Here is a 22,216-nt window from a genome sequence, read left to right on the forward strand (position 1 = left end):
GTTGCCTTAAAACGCCGAAATTTTCGGCGTTAATACTAATAACATTTTAGTGTGTTAATAAAAAAACTGAATGATAAGTGATGACTAAATTCAGTATTTGTAAAAAGGGGAATTATGAATACATTAACAGCTGAAGAGGCAAGACAAAACTTGTCTGGACTTATTGCAATCGCTCAGCAAGATAATATTCAATTTAAAATTACATCTGAAGAAGGGACGGTCATTATTTTATCGGAAGAAACCTACCAGAACCTACTTGTTACCTTAGAGCTTTTGTCAACTCCTGGTCTTATGAATAGCTTTAAATGCTATCAGCAACCTTCTGAAGTTGCTTCTTAAATTTATGCTGAATGGCAAATGGTCATTCAGCATCCATACTTGAATTCCGAATCTTTTGCTGAAAATGTAAATTTTCATGGCCTTCACCATTATCTTTGAATTTATTTGCTCAAGAAAGATAGAATAAAAAAGATAGAATAAATCTGTGAACTTTAAAAAAATTTCCCATATCTTGTCAATTTCATCCTAATTTTTTGAACACAGATTTTGTTCGGCTATGATGACGAAATAACCACCAGGCTAATCCGATCAAGCTCGCTAAACCCCAAACAATTAGTCTTGGAAATGTAAAAAGAGGATAAGGTTTTTGATTTGGGAAACCCCAGCGATCGCCTGGAGGCCAAAGAATAAGAGAGGGAGCACCTTGTAAATTTGCTTGCGGAATCGGGCCAAAAAAACGGCTATCTTGACTCATGGCGTGGTTATCACCCAAAACGAGATAATGATTTTGAGGGATTTTTAATCCAAATGTACGAATAAACTCTTTATCCAATTCACCAGAAGAGGTTAAAGGAGGTCCATAGTCTTTAAAAGCAATATAAGGGTTTGCTTCAGTAGATTTTTCCTCACGATTTTTTTCTGTTTGATGAAAATTTTGTAAAACTGAATCTTCTTTATCCAAAACTTTTCCACCCATAGCATATAAATCGCCTTCTCGAAAATACACATATCTATTAGGAAAAAAAGCTTGTTTAGCTTGATTAGGCTCTACTTGATTATTCATCTCAATACCGATATTAAATAGCTTTTGGACGTTATTGGGTGTGAAATCATAAAGAGGATGATTAGAGGGCAGTGTTGTGGAAATACCACCCCAATGAATCTGCTGAGCTTTTCCATAATAAAATTCATATGTTCCGTTAGGAACATTGGGAAACGAAGGACTGTGTTGAGAAGGAGATTTCTGATTTTCAACTCGATAAGGTACTCCTTTTTCATTTTGAACATGAAAACGGCAGGTGTACATATTATCCATAAGAGCTTTCAAATGTTTTTCTTCAAGAGGAATTAATGTGGTAAAACCTTCAATTGATGGTCCATAAAAATCTGAAAGAATGGGTAAAGGATAACTAAGGCTAGGAGTATGTCTTAACTCTAAGTAAAGAATTCCTTCTCCAAAATCTTTTAAAGAAAATGTTGTAAACTTTTCTATCTGATCTTTTGTCAATAATCTTGCGATGGCGATGTTGCGAATTCCCCATAAATCACTATAAGTTTCAATAGAGCGGTGTGCTTTTTTCTGAGCAAGAGGATTGTCTTTAATCCATTCTCTACCATTGAATACCTCTCCTGCAATAGATTGACGCATAAAACGATAACGTCCAACATTTAGAGAGAAATGGCCGAATGCGACTTGATTAATCATTTTCAGTTGGGAATCTTGAGTATAAGCTCGCTTGCCTTCAAAGTTTGTAAAAGGAATATGATCTAGTTTTGAGAGATAGGGACTATCTCGTAATTCTTTTAAATCATTGCCATCTTGATCTATCCCATAAATTTTACCTCCGTAAAAATACAAAATATCTCCAGGTTTACCCATGCACCTTTTGATATAACGTTTGGTATAAGGAAAAATAGTCATGAAGGTAGAGTCAGAATCGAGATGAGAAATTCCATCACCAGACCAAATTACCACACTTGTTCTTTGGACAAGGTTTGGATCAAAATAAAAATGATTAGTCTCCAATGGTATATTTAAACCAAAGGCTGTTTTTGTGACAGAGAGATGGTCTTGTTCTTTAAAAGTTGGGCGCATAGAACCGGTGGGGATTTCATAAAGCTCGAACCACATTTGACGAACTACAACGGCAATTAATAATGCAATAAAAATGGCTAAACCAATTTCCCAAGTATAATCTAGAAAGCTCTTTTTAAAATGTATTTGAGTAAATTTTTCAGCTTCTTTAGCGAAAGCATCTGCTTTTAATCGATCTTCTTTTTGAATGACTTTGTCAAGGGATTCTAAGAGAGTTTCAAAATGAATTAAATGATCTGCAGAGAGTTGCTTTCGTTTTTTCTGATAAAAAGTATAGGAAGTTTTTAATATTTGGTGAGATTTCGCTAAGGAATAAGGGCGAGGTTTACTAAACATATTATTCGATTTGTGAAGTTTAAAACCCAAAGATGATAACCGATTCGCTAACAAATGACAATGTTATAAATTGAAGTTTAAAAAATATGTTTGCGTTTCGCAAAGTTTAATTTGGCCTCTTTTTTATGATTTTAATTGCTTGGTTATCAAAAAGTTAGGTTTCAAAAAGGTTTGTTAAATACTTGTATGTGTTTTGTTTACCCTTTTTTAATAAAAGATTGAAATTAAGAGTGTTTTTTTGTGGAAAAAGTGTTTAAAACTGTCGATAAAAAATTTGTTTAATGAGTGAAATTTTTTTTCAAAAAATTTTCTTTTCAAAAAAAATATATGCGATAATTGAATTAATCAATTAATATTTAAAGGATTATGTAAATCAAACGAAAGTTTGTTAGTGAACAGATTCCAAAAGCTGAGAAATATTTTTTTCGATGAAAAAATTGTTGATAAGTATACGCCAAATTAACCGCCCTGGTCAAGGATTTAAAGCAGGAAGAGGTGATTTTGGAGATATGAGCTGCGTACCAGAATCAATTATTCTAATTTTAGCTTTACCAATCACTCCATTGACTTGAAGCCAGTAAGGGAAATAAGAAGGATACTGCTGATTATCTACAGGTAAATAAATTTCGATTATTTTGCCTGATAGCTCACTTCCATCTTTAGGCCATCTGGTACGCCAAGCATTAAAGCGAACATCTTTAATGATCGAACCATTGACAATCATACGAGGTTGCCATACAGGTCTCCAATCCGGCCCAGAATTAGGCTTGGGTCCGATTTTTTTACGGGCTTCTTGAGGAATAGGAGATAATTTCAAATTGAGAAGAGTCGATAAAAAATTATCAGCATCAGAAATCGCGTACCAATCATTTTTAGAAAAAGAGTAGTAACGAATCATACGTCCAGTTTGCAAATTAATTTCATACATCACCCAAGAAGTATTTCCTGGAGCATATTGTTCTACCCATTTTTTCCAGCTTAATTGCTTAGGTTTACGACAATCGGGAATCGCAATCTCTTCGATGGTAAGAATATCATCTTGTTTATCGTAGATATGCATGAGTGTATCAGTTTTATTTGAAGAAATAACAAGATAGTCTCCAGGCACCGCTCTTTGTAAATTTTTGCGTAACTGTAAAATTTCGCTAGCTAAAATCGGCTTCCAGCTTATCAATAAGCAGATTAGCGTTAAAAAGATTTTGTGAAGCATTTTTATTCTCCATCTATGCCTGAAAGCTTTTATTTTAATAAAAGATTTGATTTATGATAAATTACCAGCAATAAAACAATAAAGCAATATAGTATACTAGTATTTTTAGTATAGGATTAATAAAAAATTCAAAAAGTTTGTGAGAGTGCCCCCTAATATTCATCTAAGAACGTACCTGAATTGAAAATATATTAAAAAATTCTCTACAAGTTTTTTGCGAGGGTTATTTATTTGAATTCTATCTAACATTTTAATTTATTTAGCTTTAAGGATAAAAATTTTAGGAATGGAAAATGGTAAAAAGTAAGGGAAACAAAAAATTGCTTTAGCAGTTGATTTTATTTTTAAATTTAACCCATTGTTTAAAAACCGTAAAATATTCACATAGTGCTTAAGATAAAAAATTCAACCTCTGGATTAAAAAATCTTAACCTGCATATAAGTATGAGACATAAAATAATTTTAAGGCTTAGTTTTTATGAATCAATATTTTCTAGAAATGGTATAAGTAAGATGGCTTCCAATATTTCTCAAGGAGAATTTTTATGTTCAAACAATCAACAAAATTTTTACTCTTTTTTTTAATAGTTTTTGGCTGTACACATGCAATCAATCCTGAAAATTCTTCAGAAATTCCTTATATTGATAAGCGACTTATTGAACTCAAACAGCACTTAAAAGAGTTACAATCGTCTGAATTTAATGAAGTAGTGACAGGGCAAGAATATATGATTGCAGATTGGTCAGCTTACGAAAGAGAAATTCAAAAATTTAAACAAATAAAAGAGCTCGAGCGTGACCTTCAAGATAAAATTGAACAGCTGGAAAAAAGAAAGCGAGAATTGCTAAAGCAGCCTAAAAGCAATCAATAAAAGATAATAAACTCTTTTAGGGAACTTTATCTGATGTTTTAAAGCAAAAGGAAGTTTGTGCCAACATAGTAAAAGTAAATTTAAATTTTGTTTGTTTCTTGTTGTATATCGTGAGGTAAATCTTCAATTATAGAATTTTGAATATGTTCTATAGGTAATTCAGGAAGCTGAAGCAATTCTTGTTTCCTTTGCTGATTTAAAAACTTTATTAAATGCTTAAGAGCGTAAAGCTCTTGGAAAGACCAAGCAGCTAAAATTCCGAATAAAAGAAATCCAATAGCACCAGTCCATCCAGGAAGCTCTAATGGGCCAATGGAAAGAGAGATATCCCAAAACAAACGGATCAAATTGCCAACAGCAACAAAAGTAATAAATGTACAGCTTACTAAGAGAGCATTTTTATTTTTCATGTTTCATTCCTTAAATAAAGCATCGGAAACTTAACTTATTATAATAATGGTTATAAATGTTTCAACAAACAAATCGAGGAATCATTATTAAAATCAAAGTCATTCCTCTTGCTTCTTTTTCAGAAAAAGTCGGATGGGAAGGGGATGAATTAAAAATACGACTGGCAGCCATTCCCGATAAAGGCCAAGCAAATACAGAACTCATTCGTTTTCTCTCTTCCTTATTTAAGATTCGAAAAAGTTCTATTCAGCTTATTCAAGGACAAACGAGTCGACACAAAAAAATTTGCATTCAAGATATTTCATTGGAAAGGCTTCAAGTGTTGCTAGCTTGAAAGGAAATGAAGGACAACTTTTTCTTATCTAAAACTCCCATTTTTAATAGACTGATTGCTACCAATTTCTAACTAGGAGCCCATAGTGAGAAAAGCTATTCATTGTTTATTGATTTGCCTGAATCTATTAATCTTTCAATTCCATTTATCAAGTGCAGAAGCAAAGAAGGTTAAAGCTCAACCGGAAGCTTCTAAATGTTTAACAACAGAAGGATTTACCGAAACAACGCATGAGTTAGTTATTAATGGCAAATCTATTGCGTATAAAGCTGTTGCAGGAACCCTTCTTCTTAAAGATGAAAAATGTGACCCCAAAGCAAGTATTTTTTTTATCAGTTATATGAAAGAAAAAGTTACTGATTTGAGTCAAAGACCTATTACGTTTTGTTTTAATGGAGGACCTGGTTCTTCTTCAGTATGGTTGCATTTAGGAACTTTTGGCCCTAAAAGGGTTGCTTTGACAGATAACGGCGATGCTCTACCTCCTTATCATCTAATTGACAATGAATTTTCTATTTTAGATGACACCGATTTGGTGTTTATTGATCCTGTTTCTACAGGATTTAGCCGCGCTATTCCTCCAGAAAGTGCTAAAGACTACCATGGTGTGGAAGAGGATATCAAATCAATGGCTGAATTTATTCGAATTTATATTACTCAATATCATCGATGGGAATCTCCCAAGTTTATTGCGGGAGAAAGCTATGGGACGACAAGAGCTGTCGGATTGGCTGGATATTTACATAAAAATTATTATCTTAATATCAACGGCCTGATTTTGGTTTCCTCTGTACTTAATTTCCAATCGATTGATTTTAATGCTGGAAATGATCTGCCTTACTTATTGTTTTTACCAAGCTATACTGCAACAGCTTGGTATCACAAAAAACTTCCTCCTGACTTGCAGCAGCTACCTTTGGAAGAAGTTCTTAAAATAGCTCGTGAATTCGTCGATAATGTTTATGCAAATGCTTTATTTAAAGGGGATTTACTTTCCAAAGATCAATACCAAAAAGTAGCTCGTGAAATTGCTCATTTGACAGGTCTTTCGGTCGATTACGTAGAAAAAAGCCAGCTCCGTATCGATATGATGCGTTATGTTAAAGAGTTGTTAAGAAACAATAGACGTACAATTGGAAGATTTGATAGCCGATTTTTAGGAATTGATATTGATGCCGTAGGGGAATACTTCGAATACGATCCGAGTATGGATGCTATTTTTGGAGCTTTCACAGCAACGCTCAATCATTATATTTATAATGATTTGAAATGGAAAGGGGAGAGTCATTATAAAATTTTAACGGATGTCCAACCTTGGAAATATGGGAATGGAAATCAGTATTTAAATGTGGCAGAAACTCTTCGAAGTATCATGACTAGAAACCCCTATCTTCGTATTTTTGTCGCAAATGGATGTTACGATTTAGCAACTCCATTTTTTGCGACCGAATATACATTTAATCATTTAGGATTAGACCCCTCTTTTCCAAATCGCGTCATGATGACTTATTATGACGCTGGTCATATGATGTATATTTATCGCCCTGCTCTTATCAAATTAAAAGAAGACTTGGCGAAATTTTTTCGAATAACCTTAGAAGCCCAAGAAAAGGAACTCCATACGAATGATTCAATTAGTCATTAGAAAAACTTGATTTTTGTTTCGAAGAATGTTATTTTTTATTGTCTTACTCTTTACTTGGGGCAATAGCTCAGTGGTTAGAGCAGCGGACTCATAACCCGCTGGTCGTAGGTTCAAATCCTACTTGCCCCACTTTTTCTACCTATACTTCTAAGCAGGTTTTCGAGCTTTACGCAAATGTTGCGAAAACCTCATTTTACGCAATCGACCACAACAAACCAGCGCAATTCAAAGCAATACTTCCTTTTATCGACCGATTTTTCTGAAAATTTTTCCTACTTCTCCATTTTTCGTGAGAACAATGGGAATTCTGGGAACGCGATTCCTTTCCATTTCATTTTCAGCAAATTACAATTCATTTAACCGTTCCCATATCACTAAATACGTCATGGGATCGATGGGAACGTCGAAAAATTCTCTTTGTCGGCAAAAGCCGACCAAATCATGCAAAAAACAGTCAAATCTTTCTTGAACTGCGTAATAAGTGCGTAAAAAACTGCATATCTTATAGCTCAAACCTACTTACAGGCTGATATTTTGATTGATATTCGGCGGAATGCATCCGCTGTTCTGTTTTTTTGCCATTTGCGCTAGTGTACTATACTTTATTTTGGAGGTTATATGGGAGGGATCCGCGAGATAACACAGATTCTGGGCCCTTTTTGTGCTTTCCAGATTCTATAAGGTGTTTTTCCCATTCTTGCTTGAAAGGTTTCCAGAAATCATCAATTGTACAATATAGTTCAGTTACATCCATTTTTGACCTCTCATGATTAAGTATGGTTGTGGTAAACAATGCTTTTAAATCATGTTGAGGTCTTTTATCATTCAAATTTTATGTATCTTGTTTAAGCCTAAACACCTAAACACAAAGTTGAGGTTATTAAACAATTTGACGCAAAAGTTTGAAAGCTCTTTTGAAGAAAATGGTCATATAATTTATTCTTTTCCAGAAACTTGTGTAATTATGAAGTGTACAATAAAAGAATTGATGGCTTTAGGGTTTAGCCAACATAAAAGTGGAACTTTGATATTGATTGCTTCAACTATAGTCAATGAAAAAACCTTTTGTGATCTTGATAAATTATCTAATGAAGAAATCATCAAATTATTATGTGGCATTAAAGGCATTGGACGATGGTCTGCTGAATATACTTTACTGAGAGGTCTTGGAAAAACAGAGATTCTACCAGGTGACGACGTTGCAATTAATAAAAGTGTTATAAATCTTCTTAAGCTTCGGAAAAACCAGATTTTAACAGGATTAAAAAAGTTGAAAAGGAATGGAATCCTTATGCAGGATTGATTTATTTTCATTTTCTTCTCGAAAAATTATCGAAGCAAGGAGTCATAGAATAGAGTTGAAAATTAATCTTAAAAACAGGAAAAAAGAGAAGAAGCACTTTGAGAACCAATATCATGTGATTCCAAAATCCTTTTCATTCCGGTAATGACATCGATGGATAAATTTAAAAAATCATGGAATGGTAAAACAGGCCACATAGACTGCAAAATTATATCCAAATATGTCAACGATGTATCTAAACCAATATATTATATTTCAGGACCAGCAAAAATGGTAACGTTCATACATAAAGCGTTCAATGAATACGGTATTGATGATGACATAATTCGTACAGAGGAATTTTCAGGTTATTAACCTTGAAAAGATGAAAATAAGGGGCAACATTGTGAAAATTAATCTTAAGAGAGTATATGATCCGGCTTCCAAAGAAGATGGTCTTCGAATCCTAATTGAACGATTATGGCCTAGAGGAGTTAAAAAAGAAGACTTAAAAATGGATGAATGGCTAAAAGAAGTGGCCCCAAGCACAGATTTAAGAAAATGGTTTTCTCATGACCCTGCGAAATGGAAGGAGTTTCAAAAGAAATATTTCGAAGAATTGGATGAAAACCAAGTAGCCTTAGAACCTATTTTGAAAGCTCTCCACAAAAACAGTATTACCTTATTATACAGCTCAAAAGATACTGAGCACAATAACGCAGTATGTCTTAGAAATTATTTAGAAAAACACAAAAAAAATTGACTATGCAATTGTAATTGATCTTTGTTTTATTACAGAGAACACATAAAGAAACTTGTGTCAATTTTTTTATTAACACTATAGGCACTATCCTTCATCTATAAAGTTATAGGAATATAATTTTTCGAGATTTTAGTCAGGAGATGTCTATGCATAAGACCGCAATATATGAACTCAAAATCGATTTGAAATTTTCTCCCTTCGACCTATTCCGTTTACTTAAAACTGTATTTAATCCCCAAAAAATGAAAAAATGTTATCAACTTCGAATTTTTAAAAAATGACAAGTTACCCGTGCAAAAAAAAGCCCATGACATTTTTTTCAAGGATTGCGAAATGGCTTGATGCAAGAATTGGGCGTCAGTAAATGCGATTTATTTGCTTATGAAACAACAGGTGGAAGCAACTTGGAATTGCCCAATATGGTCATTTCGACGGATGGAGAAAAGCTGAGCCTGGAAAACGATATTTATCGACACTATGATATTATTTTGTTTATCACAGATTTCTCTGCTACAGCTCCAGTGACAGCTGCAGCAAAAAATATGGTTTCCGCGGTGCCACCATGCACGGGATGAACGATATCATTTTAAGCGCAGGACTAGCAGTAGACTATAACCAGGTCAGTAAAGAAGCGGAAAGCTTACGCCAGGGCATGACCCATTCCGATAGCGTGGATTACAATAGAGGTTCGAGTAATTCAAATCTTCGAAAAAAAAGAATTGCATACTATGAGGAACTGTTAGAGAAAATCAGCAATGTCACCAACTTAGATCCTGGGCCCGAGTATGAGCATTCATTTTGCAACGATTACTATCAAAACGAAGTTAAAGTTATTACGGAGAGGTACAAAGAAGAAAACCCTAATCCTACGGCAATTGTATCAGTTAATTTAATGGATTACGCTACCGTCTAGGAGGTTTAGTTGTGACAAATGAAGCAAATCTCCTAAAACAAAAAAATAACCAAGCGATGGATTTGGATAATGACGTTGTTTTATGCGATTCCTTTTCCATTTCTCTTATACGCTTCTCTATTTTCAGTAGCGATTCTCAATCCTTCTGGCATAAAATTTCTTCAATGGATCTTTATCCTCCTTTGCCTTTCAATCCCTCTTTCAATTCTCTTTTCAATTTTTTTATGTGGCATCAATATTTTCAAAAAAAATATTCGCAAGCTTGTTTCTACTTCGTGCTGCCAATTATAATAGCTGTCACTAGCTATTTTCTAATTGAGTTTGTGGGGGTTATTTCTGACGCCTTAGCTTTTTACGCAAATATTACGCACTCGGTGGGAAAAGAGTAGAACAAAATTACGCAGACCAGCACAATCAGTCCTTACTCAAATCATTGAATGTAGTGTGCCTATGTACTCTCATTTATGCTAGTTTGTGGAAGATTAGGCGACTCATAACCCGCTGTTCGTAGATTCAAATCCTACTTGCCCCACTTTTTTAAACCGTTCAAAATAAACAGTTTTCGTTCTGATATACTCGCCATACACACAAATCACATGGCATTATGTCAAAATTTTTTTCAGGATTCTACTCCTTTCGCGCATTTCATACCCAGTCTACTAGCTTAATTCATGAAAATTTAGGTCACTTCGATTGATTTTGACTGAAATTTAGCTCTATCTTTCTACAATGTAGATCATAATTTATGGAAGAAAGGATGAGAATGGAGTTTGTTCAGCAAGATTTTGAAATTGACGATGTCCTTTGTAAATATTTGATGGCTCATTTATCGATTGTTGAAAAAGGAGCCCCCAAGTGATTCCCCGGTTTGGTTTCTTTGGAAAGAATCCTGCTTTTGGATTTTCGAAAGTTCTCAAGACAATTTTGTGAAAAGGCTACATGTTGAGTCGCGATGCGCTGCCGGGATAGTGGAATACGACTTGGAAAAAGGCATTCTCAAACATGTAGGCATACGAGGTTAGCGGTCCTTGCAAGCTGCGATAAAGGGCACTTGATGCGCTTTGTGTCTAAATACTTAGGCCCGGATAAAGAGAGTTGAAATCCTTGGTTCGTAGCAAACATCGTCGATCCATTGGACGTCATGATAAAAAATCACTCCTCAATCGATCGTCGCCAAAAACGTCTCGTTTTTTAAACGGGGCCGGATCTAGCATCATAGGGATTGTTTATGGAAAAGCTGCAAGCCAACATCGCCAAGATCTATGGCAGGAGTGGAGAAAGCTGGCTTGTTGGACTGACTCTACCATAGAAGAGTTAAAAAGTGCGTGGGAATTGTCCGAGTTGAAGCCGCTTTCGAATCTCAGCTATAGCTATGTGCTGGGAGGGTTTCAAGGTTGCACTCCTATCATTTTGAAACTCAGCCCGGATTATGAACAGATCAAGAAGCGAGCCCTTGATGTTTTCAAAGGATTCGGAGCGGTTTCTGTTCTTGGTCGCAAAGGCGGTGTCCTTTTATTAGGGCGCGCAATGCCAGGAGCTTTGTTAAAAAACAGTCATTCTAAGGAGAGCAGAATAGAGATTGCCTGTAAGGTTATGAACAGGCTGCATCAAACTCCCCTTCCAATAAAGGGGCGTTTCCCTGCATCGAAGAATGGCTTATCACAATTGACAAAGAATAGGACCTTCCGAAAGATCATTTGGAGAAAGCCCACAGTTTGAAAAAGCGACTCATGAAGAATAGTTCAGGTCGCCCAAGTTCTTCTTCATGGAGATCTCCATCAAGAAAACATCTTCTCTCAAGGGAGCTGGGCAGTCATCGACCCGAAAGGAGTCATAGGCTGCCCCATATATGAAGTTTGGGCATGCGTCGAAGATCCTAAGAGAGATCTTAAATTTATCTCCATCTATTTCAAATATCCATTTCAAGTGATGGCTGAGTGGTATATTACGATCGCCTTATTTTAGCAGCCTGCTGGCAGGAGGAAGACGGCCTTGATGCCGACCACTTTTAGCTCCAGCTCAATCAGTTCTGCCTATGATTGAAACTTAAGTCATTCTAAACAATTGTTATATCAAAAGCGTGGAGCAACCCAGAAGCTTCTGCAAAAGAAAATTTTGCTTTCTCGATTTTATTTGATTTCGGATCGATATCACATTGGGTACTACTAGAAAAATCTGCATTGCACAGATCGCAATTGTGGAAAATTGCTCCTGACAAGTCAACGCCGCTGAAATCAGCACTTTTCAATGTTGTGTTTGTAAAATGGCTGTCTTTTAATTTGCTTCCATTGAAAGAACTACTCTTCATGTTGAGATCTAAAAAATTGCAGTACTGCAGCAGACAATTCTTAAAATTCGCTGAGAAAAATGTCTTCTCGCATTTGAAAAAATTCATCTCCAGTAATCTTGAAGTCTGAGAATTGAACATTCTGAAGATGGCAACCGTCCAGCTTTACAAGACTGAAATTGCAATTCGAGAAAGTGCACGATTGAATTTTGCATTCCGCTGGATAGTTTCAGAGAAATCACAACTATTGAAGGTGCAGTCAGTGAAGGAATGCTTTTCTAGGCTTTCCTTGGAAAAGTTTTCCGATTTGATTATCTCTCTATCTATATTCTGTTCAATTTCATGACCTTGGAAGCCTTTGAGAATGCCCTTCTCGAGTTCGAAGTGGTCATCGTAGCGGTATCGCACGATGCCACCTTTGCTTAAAAGAGGCTATAAATTCTGCTTTTTCTCTCCTGATTAGCGATTTGGCAAAAGATACAAGAATTTTGAGAATGATTGATTTGAGGGTATTGATTCGCTTTAGCTAAGTAGTACTCAATAGCAGGGTTATCTTCTTGGATATCAATGAATAGATTGTAAATACGGCTATCAAATCCGCCCTTAGACTTTCGTTTATTTAGGCGGAATTTTTCTATTTCCTTGATTAAAATTTCATTCTGTTGTGCGAGAATACGCACGACTTCTAAAACATCTGCTAGTTCTTCTGCTAGCTCAATTCATCGTGTCTCAACCTGGTCGACTTCTCTTGATTCTTCAATTAATTTTCCTTTTAATCTAGAGATAAATTCTTGGCTCTCTGCGTTCATGGACGGCAGTTCCTTTACCTCTCATCAATTCTGGAAGATTATCGCGAATAAGCTTATCTATTTTAAAGCGTTTTAAAGATTGAATGGAAGCCATGAACATCACTCTATTATTAAAATTACAAATTTAAATGCTTTTACTCTATCAAAAATAAAAGCTTTAAGCAAATAATAATCATTATTTGAACTATTGGCATTGGCAGCTTTCTAAAAGATTATTGAATTTATATCCCATTTTTAGGATAATAAGCATTTGGAGGACACATGGATCAGAGAAAGCCAATTATCTGGGTGGGATCAAGTAAGAAAGATTTTATGAATTTTCCTAGCGATATAAGAAGGGAGATGGGGCATGTTTTATATATTGCCCAGAAAGGAGAAAAGCATAAAGATGCCAAGCCTTTAAAAGGTTTTGGTGGGGGAAGCATTCTTGAAATTGTTCAAAGCGATGGTCAAGGAACCTACCGCACAATTTATACCGTTCAAATGAAAGAGGCTGTATTCGTCCTCCACGCTTTTCAAAAAAAGTCAAAGACTGGAAGTAAAACACCTAAACAGGAAATCGATCTAATCGAACAGCGATTGAAGAGCGTTCAGCAAAAGTATGAATAATAGAACCACAATAGAAACGGAGGTCATATGGTTAAAAAAAAACACGAACAAGAAGACGTAGAATTTGAAGTGAGCAGTGAAAACATTTTTGCAGATATAGGAATTAAAAACGCTGATGAAGAGCTGATCAAAGCAGAGCTTGCCTGGGAGATTGATCATATCATTAAAAAGCGCAAACTCACGCAAGCAAAGGCTGCTGAAATGATGGGAATCAATCAACCCAAAGTTTCTGCCTTACTGCGCCGTAAACTCTCTGGCTTTTCTGTCGAGCGTTTAATGCATTTTTTAAATTTGCTTGGGCAAGACATTGATATTGTTGTAAGGTCGAAGCCTCGCAATCGCAAAACTGCAAGAGTCAACGTCATTAGTCAGGAAGGTTATCCAAACATCCCTTTAGCTGCTAAATCGTCATGAAAAAATGGTTTATTGCAGATACGCATTTTTCACATGTCAATATTAGTAAGTATGCCAATCGTCTCTTTGCACGCTTGGAAAAAATGAAACGTTCCCTATTAAAAATTGGAATAAATGCGTTGAGGAAAGGGATCAAGTTTTCTTTTTAGGCGATTTTGGGCTAGGAGATGTTGAACATCTAAAAGCAATATGCTCCCAGCTCAAAGTTCATAAGGTTTGTATTAGAGGAAATCATGATGTCAATGCAACGTGCATGCATCGGATTGAATTTCATTTAGTTTTAGAATCGGTATTTCTAAAAATAGGGCAGCATGTTGTTGAGCTCATTCATATTCCGACAAATCCAACGCCCGCTCACTTTCAGCTTCATGGACATATTCATAATAAAAGGCCTAATAAGTTAGTTTCTAATCAATTAAATCTTTGTGTCGAAGCATAGAATTATTTCCCTGCCCCAGAAAGAGCTATTCTTAGCCTTCTCGATAAGGGACTAAGACTTCAAAGTAATCAGTAAAATTATTGTTAGTTTCTCATGGTACACTGGTGGCACAATGCCATCCTATTTTCTTCAATAAATGCCAGCAATTGGCAATTGAATTTAAGCTTTAGATTGTGTTAACGTCATTGCTGTGAGCAATGAATGACTGTTATGAAATTGTGGGAAGTCCACGGACTCATAACCCACTGGTCGTAGGTTCAAATCTTACTTGCCCCACTTTTTCTTTTAGCGTTGTGAGGTGTGTTAGAAATGGATCTGCAAGAAACTCACATTTTTGAGAATAAGCAGATGCCACTAGCGTGGGCCCCTGGTGGACCAATCGATCACAACACACCACAAAAAAGCGCGATAAACTTCCCATCAAAAGCAACGGTTAACCTTTTCAATAATTCAGAAGAAAGGGTTAAAACCGTGTAAGGCATAGATAAACGCGCCGCTAAAGACGGCACTGTCATTTACAGAGCCAGAGTCCGCATTAAAGGGCATCCCATCCTAAGTAAACACCAATTTAAGGTAATCTATCTTCTGAGGGATCTTTGTTGAAAAAAGGTCTCTTTTCTATTAGAAGATTTTGTTTTCCTGAACAAAAACTAAGGAAAGAGGCCAAAATGAACGAGATGGAGATGATCAAACTTTTTTGTCTTGTGGATGATTTTTCTAATAGATTTCACCAAATGTGTTCCCAAAAACAAATAGAGTAGACGAAAAGAAAAATCCGCAAAAGAACTTTTAGAATATCCTTAAGTGAAGTGCTGACGATTTTGCTTCTCTTTCATCGCTCCAATGACAGAACATTTAAGCACTTTTACTTAAACCATGTAAAAACAACTTTAAAATATTTATTTCCTCGTCTTGTTGGATACTCAAGATTTGTTCAACTCACCTCTGAAGCATTTTTCCCTATGTTTTGCCTGATCCAAGAACATCAAGGGATCTGTGAAGGGATTTTATTTATAGATTCTACCGTATTAACGGTTTGCCATGTCAAACGAGCCTCTTCCCATCGTGTCTTTAAAGAGCAAGCTAAATGGGGAAAAACAACCGTTGGCTGGTTCTTTGGGTTTAAGCTCCATCTTGTGATTAATCATCACGCAGAAATGTAGCATTTAGTTGACAACTGGCAATAGCGATGATCGCAAACTCGTTCCAGAAATGGTAGAAGGGATGAAAGGAAAAGCATTTGCAGATAGAGGGTATATTTCAGAAAAACTGACTCATACTCTAATGCAAAAGAGAATGCATCTTTTCACAAAAGTAAAGAAGAAAATGAAAAATAAATTGATCGCGTTAGTGGATAAACTCATGCTAAAAAAGAGGGCTATTATTGAAAGTGTGAATAATCTGTTGAAAAATAGCTGTCAGATAGAACATCATCGGCACCGAAGTCGATGAAACTTTCTGAGCAATCTGATGGCAGGTCTTGCTAATTATTGCTTGAATCCATCCAAGCCTCGACTGTTCTTTTCAAATATAGAAATCGAAGCTGCTAAGCTCTTAGTATATTTTTTGGGGTTTTTTACGTTAAACTGGCTTTAATGTAGATCCTTCCTCTATATTCTACGCTTGTAAAAGGCTTAAAATTACTTTTAAAAAAAGACCTTATTTTACAAAGAAAGAGATGAGAAAAAACGTGAGGAGTTTAAAAAAGAATTAGAAAAGATAGCAGAAAGAAATCGTGTTTATATTGATGAAAGTGGAATCAATGAATGTCTACACCGTCATAGTGGGCGAGCTTTTAGAGGAGAGAAAGTTTATTCAGTAGTATCTGGTCATCGTTTTTCAAGGGGAAACTTTATAGCAGCTAAATGCCAATCTAAAATGTTTGCTCCTTTTGGCTATGCAGGAGCGTGTCATACTATCTTGTTTAATACCTGGTTAGAAAAAATATTAATTCCAGAGCTTAAAATTGGACAGGTGATTATTATGGATCCATGCTACTTTTCACAAGTCTAAAAAAACTAAATATCTGATTGAACAAGCCGGATGTAAAATTTTAATTCTTCTCTTTTATTCACCTAATTTAAATCCAATTGAAGTTTTCTGGGCAAATTTTAACCATTTTCGAACAGGCTCATTGCCATTTGTCTCGGCATAAAAGCTAACTTACAGAAACTTTTTAGGTGGTTGGCGAGATCGATTCATGCACATGCCCTTACTCTATCTTTCCTAGTATCAAAATTGATACATTTAAAACACCTCTAATTTTATAGTATTCATATCCAAGCCTATGAATTTCAGTCTTGAGGATTGGATTCTGAACTTGTTTGCCGACGCACTCAATCTTTTGTCACTTTTATGCTCACGGAGGAGGAAGTGTGCGAAGTTCCCGGCTGCAGCTCCGATGCAGAGATCGGTGCACAAAAGAATGGATATAACAGATTTCTGGATAATAATGTCGAAAAATCACATCAATTGTCTACATTCTTATCCATGAAAACATCTTCAGAATAACAATCTCCAGCACGTGAGAGTAAACTAGAAATTTCAAATTGTCAGCAAATTGCCCTTTATCTTATCTTCATAGCTCCTTAACAGAGCTCTCGCAAAACAGAGATAAAAAAAATATATGACTATCTTTCCCCATTGGCTTTTGACAATTTTTACTTTATGTCTATATCTTCCTGCGCTTTCAGCCGGTCATTTACAACTTGTATCTACTGAATCTGACCCAAATGCCTTCATTCAAAATAGTGTGAATGTCATCAATGGTGATTATTGCGAATCCGCTACAGATTTGGTAATTACAGGGCCTGATGTTTTGGTGGTACAGCGTTTCTATAGTACAAAAGATACCATTTCAGGGATACAAGCAGGTGGATAGAGAATATTCCCTCAAAGATTTCTTGTCATTGGCAAGGATTCTTCCGGAAAATCATGCATCATTGACAAAGAGCGATTTGAATGAACCTCTGCTTTTACAGGAGAACGCTCGGGTGGAATTCTTCCTTACAGCGGGTGGAGAAATACGAATGGATCGACTAAAGATCTGCTCAAGATCGATGTCTTAAACAATGCCTTGGGACTAGTTAATACTTACGCTCAAGAAATCAATGGACAGACCAATCACCAAAATAACCTTCTTCATTGCAAAGGCGGTATATGTGAATTGATTTTGGGTGACGGAACTAAACGAATTTATCAAAAAGTACAACAATTGCCGTCGCTTATACTTGGAGAGGAGTTAACGCCATTGATGGCCGGCCAAATGATAGAGCCGGAATCCTTTCTCTTAAGCCAAGAAATTCTTCCAAGCGGAAACCAACTCTCTTTTTCCTATGATGCTGCGGGGCATCTCACTTCAATCGAAATGAAAAACAAGAGTGCAACAAAGATCTTTTCATGGATTCACTTGAGCTATGAGTTTCAGGAGGGCGATTGCCAAATGCATATCGAAACAAGCGATGCCCGTGAACTGACTTATCATTTTGTATTGACAAATGGGATTTATCAGCTCATCCAAGTTGAAGGTTCTCATTGCCTGCCTATTGCTTATGAATATAGTGATGTTTTGATTAAAAAAACTCTGCCGGAGGGTCGTTTTATTGAAATTGACTATCAGGATGGCAAAGTCAAATCCTTAAAAGGTCCAAATTCACAGACAGGCAAAACAGAAATTGTACATTCTTTTTCCTATGGAACTAGCTATACCGATGTCTTCAACGCGATGGGTGTTAAAACAAGGTATATCTATGACAAGCGTTCTCAGCTAATAGCCATTGAAAGGTATGACAACCAAAATGGCCTTTATCGCATCGAGCAGAATTTCTGGGGAAAAACAAAATCAGATGCCGGGCTTTTGCTAACAAAAACCATAGGGGATGGCAGCGGGCGTATCCATTCTTATCGATCCTTTCAATATGATAAATCAGGCAATGTCATTGAAGAAAGGCTTTATGGTAATCTAACTGGAAAACAAGAAGTTTCCCTACAAGTCTCTTCCGATGGCAAACTCTTAAATCCCGATGAGGAAGAATGCAACGTCAAAACCTTTGGTTACTCAACAGATGGGCTGAATTTGCTTACGAAAATGGGTGATTGCAAAGGAAACCAGACGCTTTACACCTACAAACTGGGAACGAACCTCCTCATTAAAAAGCTGATCTTCGATAAAGGAAATATTAAAAAAAGAACCTTTCAGTCATATAATGAAAACGGTGTCTGTATTAAAATCATTGAAGATGATGGCTCACAGGAAGAGGAATCAAAAATCTATGGTTGGAGTGTCACAGAAAGACATATCAAGGAAATCAAGCCAAAAGAAACCCTCCCTGGAGTTGGCCTGCCTGAAATCATCGAAGAAAAGGCTTTAGACCTCAAAAAGAAACAAGAGGTTCTAATCAATAAACTAGTCAATGTGTATGACGACCAATCCAACCTTTTATCTTGCACCACCTATGATGCTAACGGCCAATACGCCTTTACAGAGAAAAGAACATACAACGCTATTGGACAAGTACTTTTACAAATCGATGCTGTCGGTAGAGAGTTCGGTTTCGGTTACGACGGAATTGGCAATCGAATTTCTGTCTCGATCCCGCAAGATGGCAAGCATATTACAACAACTTTCGACTTTCACAACCAGCCCACTCAAATCACTGAGATAACCGCTGAAGGTCAATTTACAATCAGCAATACCTATGACTCCCTGGGAAAAAAAATCTGCTCGACAGATCGCTATGGAAATTCTACGATCTATGAATATGACGCTTTTCATCGATTGGTAAAAGTCATTCACCCAGAAGTATTAGATGAAAATAATCAAATCATCCGCCCCTCTTTTAGCTATACCTACGATCTCTTTGGGAATGTTCTGACAACGGAAGATCCTAAAGGAGATGTCATTGCAAAATCCTATAATTTACGAGGGAGCCCCACTAGAATCAATTACCCAGACGGATCTTTTGAACTTTTTAAATACGACACGGAAGGTAGCCTTCATCGCTCTCTGACTCGCGAGCAAATCATTACCGTCTATGAATATGACTACTTAGGAAGATCTATTTATGAAGAACTATCTATTGCTGGTGAAGCGGGTGTTTCCTCTTTTTTCATGAGCAGGTCCCGTCAATACAATGGCTTCCGATGCACTTATGAAAAAGAAGACGATCACGTAAAACGCTACACCTTTGATCCTGCCGGAAGATTGGCTTCTCTCGTTAAACATGCAAGCGGGCAAAATGAAAAGGACCCTGAATCTCGGCTTACAGAGATCTTTTACAACCCTCTTGGCCGCCTCCATCAAAAGAAAATTTGGTTTAATAGTGGATCGCAAGATTATGCCCTAGAATGCTTTGAGTATGATTTGCCTGGAAATGTGATAGAAAAGCGAATTGAAGATTCTCAAGGCACTGTTTTAATTAAAAAATATTTTTCTTATGATTCACAAGGTCATTGTACTGAAGAGTATAGCCTTGAAAATGGCGCTAAAACTTCATTAGTTAGAACTTTTTATAACTCTGAGGGAGAACCCGTTGCCTATTTAGATGGCTCCGAACAAGAAACAAAGATCATCATCGATAATTCTTATCAAAATATTTTGGGGCAAACGGTTCTCAAGAAGACCCTTGTGAATCCAATTGGTGTCCAAACAGAGATTGAATTTGATGCTCTGAGCCGAGTGTATTCCATTATCAAAAAAGATCCTTTTGGTGTTCTTCTCTCATCTCAAAAGACACTTTATGACTCACTTGGCAACAAAGCTTGCGAAGTTCATGACCAAATTGTGGAAGGAAAAATCCTGGGTTCTCAGAAAATGCGATGGAATTATGGATCAATGGGGTGTTTAGAAGAAGAGTTGGAAGCGGCAGATTCCCCGCTAGAAAAACGAACCCACTATAGCTATAATTCCATAGGGAAAATGACTAGCAAAAGTATTTCTGGAACTGCAACGCCTATTAATTATACCTATAACAAAGACGGAAAACTTCACAAAATTGAAGCACAAGATAGCAAAAAAGAATTGCAGATTTCAAATATTTATTCTTACGACCGCAAAGGCAATATTCTATCGGCCTATTCTCTCCATGGGAAATCTGTTCAGAGAACCTACAACGCCTTTGATCAGGTGACCAAAGAAACAATCAAAGATGGAGAAGGGACCTATACCCTTCAATATACTTATGACAAAAAAGGGCGGCTGAAGGAGGTTATTTTCCCTGATAGCTCCAAGATTTCTTATACTTACGATGCCGTCTTTGGCCGCGAAGTCAAACGGATTTCTGCACAAGGAGAAGTTCTCTATACGCATACTTATGACCGGTATGACAGCCAAGGTAGATTACAAAATGAAAACTGCATTGGTTACGCAGGATCTAAAGAACACACTTATGACCTGAATGGTCGAAAAATCTCAAGTAAAAGCGACTTTTTCAGCGAACAATACACCCGAGATTCATTAGGGCGCTTGTTAGAGGTTAAAGGCTTAAGCCAAGAAGAATATGCCTATAACTCCCTTTCTCAACTCACCTCGGAAAAAAAGGTAAATACTAAGACGTACCTTTACGATTCTTTAGACAATCGGATTAAAGCCGGCAATGATGAACTTCTTTATAATGCCCTTAATCAATTGACCTCCTATTCAAACGCTGAATTTTCGTATGATCCACAAGGAAATCTTTTGAGAAAGGTCCTTAATGGCGAGGAAACGCGATTTGAAAGTAATATTCTTTCCCAACTCATTTCCATTGAGAAAGAAGATAAAACAACTCTTACCTTTTCCTATGATCCCTTTGGCAGGCTATTGGTTGAAAAGCATTTGGATACCAGAGGGAAAAACAAGAAAACCCTCTCCACTTCACGTTATTTCTACTTAGGCTATCAGGAAATTGGCACGCTCACAGAAACAGGAAATATTGAGACCCTCAAAATTCCAGGTTTGCATGGAGACGACCTAGCGGTTACCAGCATTGCCTTTGAAATTAAAGGCGAAATCTTTGTGCCACTTCATGACATTGCAGGCAATGTGGTTAGCTTGATTGATCCTCAAAGTCGCGAACTTATTGAGAGTTATCGATACACAGCTTTTGGAGAAGAGACTGTATATAACGCTTATGGTGAAGTAGTAGAATCCTCCTTAGTAGGGAATCCCTGGAGGTTTGCTGAAAAGCGAGTCGATCAAGGCTCTGGTCTCATTTTATTCGGCTTGAGGTTTTACGATCCAATTACCGGTAGGTGGATTAGCCAAGATCCTGCTGGCTTTATTGATGGGCCGAATCTTTATTCTTACCTTCACAATAATCCATTGAATCATTTGGACCGCTTCGGTCTTGCAACCGAAAATTCTCAAAATAAATTTGAAGGATACTTTTATGGTAAAGATAAATATAATATAAAACCCAGCGGAATGGGCGTTGCAATGCCAAGAGGACCTATACAGGAAGTGACTTTATGTTTTGATACAAAACACCCTTATACTAAAGAGCAGTTGAGGGAATTGCTAATAAAATCTTCCGCGGAGTTATTACGCCAGGTGAATGAAAATAAAGAGATTCAAGAATTCCTCAAAGAGAGGCCTTTTACCGTAAAGAATATAGAAATCATAATTTATAATCATGATGAAAATGGTTTTGGTTTGAAAGATCCACAAATTTCAGTAGCGAATATTTCCCAAGGTAGATTGAATTATAGCACTATCGATCTCGAAGATAGTTTTAAATATAAAAACGAATATGAAGAAAGCTACGAAGAAGCTTTAAAAGCTCTATCAGCTCCTTGAAGATAAGGAATTTGGAAAACCAC

Annotated in this window: 28 protein-coding genes, 1 tRNA gene and 3 pseudogenes; 22 read left to right on the forward strand and 10 right to left on the reverse strand. The window is 36.4% G+C overall.

Annotated elements, in window-relative coordinates; translation table 11 throughout:
• Positions 1-114: 114 nt before the first annotated feature.
• A complete protein-coding gene (locus PC_RS02410) occupies positions 115-339 on the forward strand; it encodes a type II toxin-antitoxin system Phd/YefM family antitoxin (protein WP_011175045.1) in 225 nt (74 codons plus the stop codon).
• A gap of 181 nt (positions 340-520) precedes the next feature.
• On the opposite strand, the gene lepB is transcribed toward PC_RS02410, so the two are convergent.
• Both lepB and PC_RS02420 read right to left on the reverse strand, forming a co-directional pair.
• Positions 521-2,431 carry a signal peptidase I gene (lepB, locus tag PC_RS02415; protein WP_052278634.1) on the reverse strand — a complete coding sequence of 637 codons (1,911 nt, stop codon included), beginning with the start codon at positions 2,429-2,431 and terminating at the stop codon, positions 521-523.
• Positions 2,432-2,903: 472 nt separating this feature from the next.
• Entirely contained in the window at positions 2,904-3,641 is a 738-nt protein-coding gene (locus tag PC_RS02420) for a hypothetical protein (RefSeq protein ID WP_011175047.1), read from the reverse strand.
• A gap of 545 nt (positions 3,642-4,186) precedes the next feature.
• On the opposite strand from PC_RS02420, the gene PC_RS02425 reads away from it, so the two are divergent.
• Entirely contained in the window at positions 4,187-4,513 is a 327-nt protein-coding gene (locus PC_RS02425) for a hypothetical protein (RefSeq protein WP_011175048.1), read from the forward strand.
• Between the two features lie 80 nt (positions 4,514-4,593).
• Here the strand turns inward: PC_RS02425 and PC_RS02430 are convergent, their stop codons facing one another.
• Positions 4,594-4,923: a hypothetical protein gene (locus PC_RS02430; protein ID WP_011175049.1), complete on the reverse strand. Its 330-nt coding sequence runs from the start codon at positions 4,921-4,923 to the stop codon at positions 4,594-4,596.
• 56 nt (positions 4,924-4,979) lie between these two features.
• On the opposite strand from PC_RS02430, the gene PC_RS02435 reads away from it, so the two are divergent.
• The 3 genes from PC_RS02435 to PC_RS02445 all read left to right on the forward strand — a co-directional run bounded on the left by PC_RS02435 (position 4,980) and on the right by PC_RS02445 (position 7,032).
• A complete protein-coding gene (locus tag PC_RS02435; protein ID WP_011175050.1) occupies positions 4,980-5,258 on the forward strand; it encodes a DUF167 domain-containing protein in 279 nt (92 codons plus the stop codon).
• An 85-nt stretch (positions 5,259-5,343) separates the two neighbouring features.
• A complete protein-coding gene (locus PC_RS02440; protein ID WP_011175051.1) occupies positions 5,344-6,903 on the forward strand; it encodes a S10 family peptidase in 1,560 nt (519 codons plus the stop codon).
• Between the two features lie 56 nt (positions 6,904-6,959).
• Positions 6,960-7,032 (forward strand) — tRNA-Ile (locus PC_RS02445).
• A 505-nt stretch (positions 7,033-7,537) separates the two neighbouring features.
• Here PC_RS02445 and PC_RS10860 read toward each other — a convergent pair.
• Positions 7,538-7,657, reverse strand: a pseudogene (locus PC_RS10860) (IS982 family transposase); the annotation flags it as partial.
• Positions 7,658-7,792: 135 nt separating this feature from the next.
• Between PC_RS10860 and PC_RS02455 the strand changes: the two are divergent.
• From PC_RS02455 to PC_RS11665, 6 genes and pseudogenes are all read left to right on the forward strand, one after another.
• Positions 7,793-8,206 carry a DNA glycosylase family protein gene (locus PC_RS02455; protein WP_011175053.1) on the forward strand — a complete coding sequence of 138 codons (414 nt, stop codon included), beginning with the start codon at positions 7,793-7,795 and terminating at the stop codon, positions 8,204-8,206.
• Positions 8,207-8,591: 385 nt separating this feature from the next.
• On the forward strand, positions 8,592-8,948 hold the full coding sequence (locus PC_RS02465; RefSeq protein ID WP_011175055.1) for a DUF488 domain-containing protein: 357 nt from the start codon (positions 8,592-8,594) through the stop codon (positions 8,946-8,948).
• A 338-nt stretch (positions 8,949-9,286) separates the two neighbouring features.
• A complete protein-coding gene (locus PC_RS09835; protein WP_181679022.1) occupies positions 9,287-9,523 on the forward strand; it encodes a hypothetical protein in 237 nt (78 codons plus the stop codon).
• Positions 9,511-9,861 carry a hypothetical protein gene (locus PC_RS09840; RefSeq protein ID WP_011175057.1) on the forward strand — a complete coding sequence of 117 codons (351 nt, stop codon included), beginning with the start codon at positions 9,511-9,513 and terminating at the stop codon, positions 9,859-9,861. The genes PC_RS09835 and PC_RS09840 overlap by 13 nt, the downstream gene beginning before the upstream one ends.
• An 11-nt stretch (positions 9,862-9,872) precedes the next feature.
• Complete coding sequence (locus PC_RS02475; RefSeq protein ID WP_011175058.1) at positions 9,873-10,250, forward strand: hypothetical protein; 378 nt, start codon at positions 9,873-9,875, stop codon at positions 10,248-10,250.
• Positions 10,251-11,202: 952 nt separating this feature from the next.
• Positions 11,203-11,826 (forward strand): annotated as a pseudogene (locus PC_RS11665) (aminoglycoside phosphotransferase family protein).
• Positions 11,827-11,917: 91 nt separating this feature from the next.
• Here the strand turns inward: PC_RS11665 and PC_RS02485 are convergent.
• The 5 genes from PC_RS02485 to PC_RS11820 form a co-directional block, all read right to left on the reverse strand.
• Positions 11,918-12,256, reverse strand: a complete 339-nt coding sequence (locus PC_RS02485; protein WP_011175062.1) for a pentapeptide repeat-containing protein — start codon at positions 12,254-12,256, stop codon at positions 11,918-11,920.
• Positions 12,210-12,356 carry a pentapeptide repeat-containing protein gene (locus PC_RS10260; RefSeq protein ID WP_079890459.1) on the reverse strand — a complete coding sequence of 49 codons (147 nt, stop codon included), beginning with the start codon at positions 12,354-12,356 and terminating at the stop codon, positions 12,210-12,212. Before PC_RS10260 ends, PC_RS02485 begins: the two co-directional genes overlap by 47 nt.
• On the reverse strand, positions 12,314-12,556 hold the full coding sequence (locus tag PC_RS10870; protein WP_181679023.1) for a hypothetical protein: 243 nt from the start codon (positions 12,554-12,556) through the stop codon (positions 12,314-12,316). The genes PC_RS10260 and PC_RS10870 overlap by 43 nt, the downstream gene beginning before the upstream one ends.
• A gap of 14 nt (positions 12,557-12,570) precedes the next feature.
• Positions 12,571-12,828 (reverse strand): hypothetical protein, encoded by a 258-nt coding sequence (locus PC_RS10875; RefSeq protein WP_039356940.1) that lies wholly within the window; start codon positions 12,826-12,828, stop codon positions 12,571-12,573.
• A gap of 97 nt (positions 12,829-12,925) precedes the next feature.
• Entirely contained in the window at positions 12,926-13,051 is a 126-nt protein-coding gene (locus PC_RS11820) for a hypothetical protein (protein ID WP_269474204.1), read from the reverse strand.
• 167 nt (positions 13,052-13,218) lie between these two features.
• Between PC_RS11820 and PC_RS10880 the strand changes: the two genes are divergently transcribed.
• From PC_RS10880 to PC_RS10890, 3 genes are all read left to right on the forward strand, one after another.
• On the forward strand, positions 13,219-13,566 hold the full coding sequence (locus PC_RS10880; protein ID WP_039356943.1) for a type II toxin-antitoxin system RelE/ParE family toxin: 348 nt from the start codon (positions 13,219-13,221) through the stop codon (positions 13,564-13,566).
• A gap of 27 nt (positions 13,567-13,593) precedes the next feature.
• Positions 13,594-13,980 (forward strand): helix-turn-helix domain-containing protein, encoded by a 387-nt coding sequence (locus PC_RS10885; RefSeq protein ID WP_181679024.1) that lies wholly within the window; start codon positions 13,594-13,596, stop codon positions 13,978-13,980.
• A 253-nt stretch (positions 13,981-14,233) separates the two neighbouring features.
• Positions 14,234-14,419 carry a hypothetical protein gene (locus PC_RS10890; protein ID WP_052236294.1) on the forward strand — a complete coding sequence of 62 codons (186 nt, stop codon included), beginning with the start codon at positions 14,234-14,236 and terminating at the stop codon, positions 14,417-14,419.
• A gap of 383 nt (positions 14,420-14,802) precedes the next feature.
• Here PC_RS10890 and PC_RS11825 read toward each other — a convergent pair whose 3' ends face one another.
• Positions 14,803-14,934, reverse strand: coding sequence for a hypothetical protein (locus tag PC_RS11825; RefSeq protein ID WP_269474205.1), 132 nt, complete (start codon positions 14,932-14,934; stop codon positions 14,803-14,805).
• A 294-nt stretch (positions 14,935-15,228) separates the two neighbouring features.
• Here PC_RS11825 and PC_RS11830 point away from each other — a divergent pair, with 294 nt between their 5' ends.
• The 8 genes and pseudogenes from PC_RS11830 (at position 15,229) to PC_RS10930 (ending at position 22,193) form a co-directional block, all read left to right on the forward strand.
• Positions 15,229-15,582, forward strand: coding sequence for a transposase (locus PC_RS11830; RefSeq protein ID WP_181679025.1), 354 nt, complete (start codon positions 15,229-15,231; stop codon positions 15,580-15,582).
• Between the two features lie 7 nt (positions 15,583-15,589).
• Entirely contained in the window at positions 15,590-15,871 is a 282-nt protein-coding gene (locus PC_RS11835) for a transposase (protein WP_181679026.1), read from the forward strand.
• Positions 15,872-16,022: 151 nt separating this feature from the next.
• Positions 16,023-16,133: pseudogene (locus PC_RS11675) on the forward strand (IS630 transposase-related protein); the annotation flags it as partial.
• A 29-nt stretch (positions 16,134-16,162) separates the two neighbouring features.
• A complete protein-coding gene (locus PC_RS11915) occupies positions 16,163-16,432 on the forward strand; it encodes a transposase (RefSeq protein ID WP_420885543.1) in 270 nt (89 codons plus the stop codon).
• Positions 16,407-16,574, forward strand: coding sequence for a transposase (locus PC_RS11920; RefSeq protein ID WP_155117102.1), 168 nt, complete (start codon positions 16,407-16,409; stop codon positions 16,572-16,574). The genes PC_RS11915 and PC_RS11920 overlap by 26 nt, the downstream gene beginning before the upstream one ends.
• A gap of 152 nt (positions 16,575-16,726) precedes the next feature.
• Complete coding sequence (locus PC_RS10920) at positions 16,727-16,930, forward strand: hypothetical protein (RefSeq protein ID WP_155117099.1); 204 nt, start codon at positions 16,727-16,729, stop codon at positions 16,928-16,930.
• 115 nt (positions 16,931-17,045) lie between these two features.
• Positions 17,046-17,300 carry a DUF6531 domain-containing protein gene (locus PC_RS10925; RefSeq protein WP_039356953.1) on the forward strand — a complete coding sequence of 85 codons (255 nt, stop codon included), beginning with the start codon at positions 17,046-17,048 and terminating at the stop codon, positions 17,298-17,300.
• 195 nt (positions 17,301-17,495) lie between these two features.
• Positions 17,496-22,193 (forward strand): RHS repeat-associated core domain-containing protein, encoded by a 4,698-nt coding sequence (locus PC_RS10930; protein ID WP_181679027.1) that lies wholly within the window; start codon positions 17,496-17,498, stop codon positions 22,191-22,193.
• Positions 22,194-22,216 lie beyond the last annotated feature (23 nt).

Source organism: Candidatus Protochlamydia amoebophila UWE25 (assembly GCF_000011565.2).
GTDB classification, from domain to species: domain Bacteria; phylum Chlamydiota; class Chlamydiia; order Chlamydiales; family Parachlamydiaceae; genus Protochlamydia; species Protochlamydia amoebophila.

Excerpts from the sequence above, each read along its gene's own strand:
- PC_RS11825 (WP_269474205.1), bottom strand. The coding sequence starts at position 14,934 with ATGACAGTGCCGTCTTTAGCGGCGCGTTTATCTATGCCTTACACGGTT.
- PC_RS02410 (WP_011175045.1), top strand. The coding sequence starts at position 115 with ATGAATACATTAACAGCTGAAGAGGCAAGACAAAACTTGTCTGGACTT.
- PC_RS02425 (WP_011175048.1), top strand. The coding sequence starts at position 4,187 with ATGTTCAAACAATCAACAAAATTTTTACTCTTTTTTTTAATAGTTTTT.
- PC_RS02485 (WP_011175062.1), bottom strand. The coding sequence starts at position 12,256 with ATGAATTTTTTCAAATGCGAGAAGACATTTTTCTCAGCGAATTTTAAG.
- lepB (WP_052278634.1), bottom strand. The coding sequence starts at position 2,431 with ATGTTTAGTAAACCTCGCCCTTATTCCTTAGCGAAATCTCACCAAATA.
- PC_RS10925 (WP_039356953.1), top strand. The coding sequence starts at position 17,046 with ATGACTATCTTTCCCCATTGGCTTTTGACAATTTTTACTTTATGTCTA.
- PC_RS02430 (WP_011175049.1), bottom strand. The coding sequence starts at position 4,923 with ATGAAAAATAAAAATGCTCTCTTAGTAAGCTGTACATTTATTACTTTT.
- PC_RS10885 (WP_181679024.1), top strand. The coding sequence starts at position 13,594 with ATGGTTAAAAAAAAACACGAACAAGAAGACGTAGAATTTGAAGTGAGC.
- PC_RS10880 (WP_039356943.1), top strand. The coding sequence starts at position 13,219 with ATGGATCAGAGAAAGCCAATTATCTGGGTGGGATCAAGTAAGAAAGAT.
- PC_RS10890 (WP_052236294.1), top strand. The coding sequence starts at position 14,234 with ATGCATCGGATTGAATTTCATTTAGTTTTAGAATCGGTATTTCTAAAA.
- PC_RS02420 (WP_011175047.1), bottom strand. The coding sequence starts at position 3,641 with ATGCTTCACAAAATCTTTTTAACGCTAATCTGCTTATTGATAAGCTGG.
- PC_RS09840 (WP_011175057.1), top strand. The coding sequence starts at position 9,511 with ATGCACGGGATGAACGATATCATTTTAAGCGCAGGACTAGCAGTAGAC.
- PC_RS02435 (WP_011175050.1), top strand. The coding sequence starts at position 4,980 with ATGTTTCAACAAACAAATCGAGGAATCATTATTAAAATCAAAGTCATT.
- PC_RS11820 (WP_269474204.1), bottom strand. The coding sequence starts at position 13,051 with ATGGCTTCCATTCAATCTTTAAAACGCTTTAAAATAGATAAGCTTATT.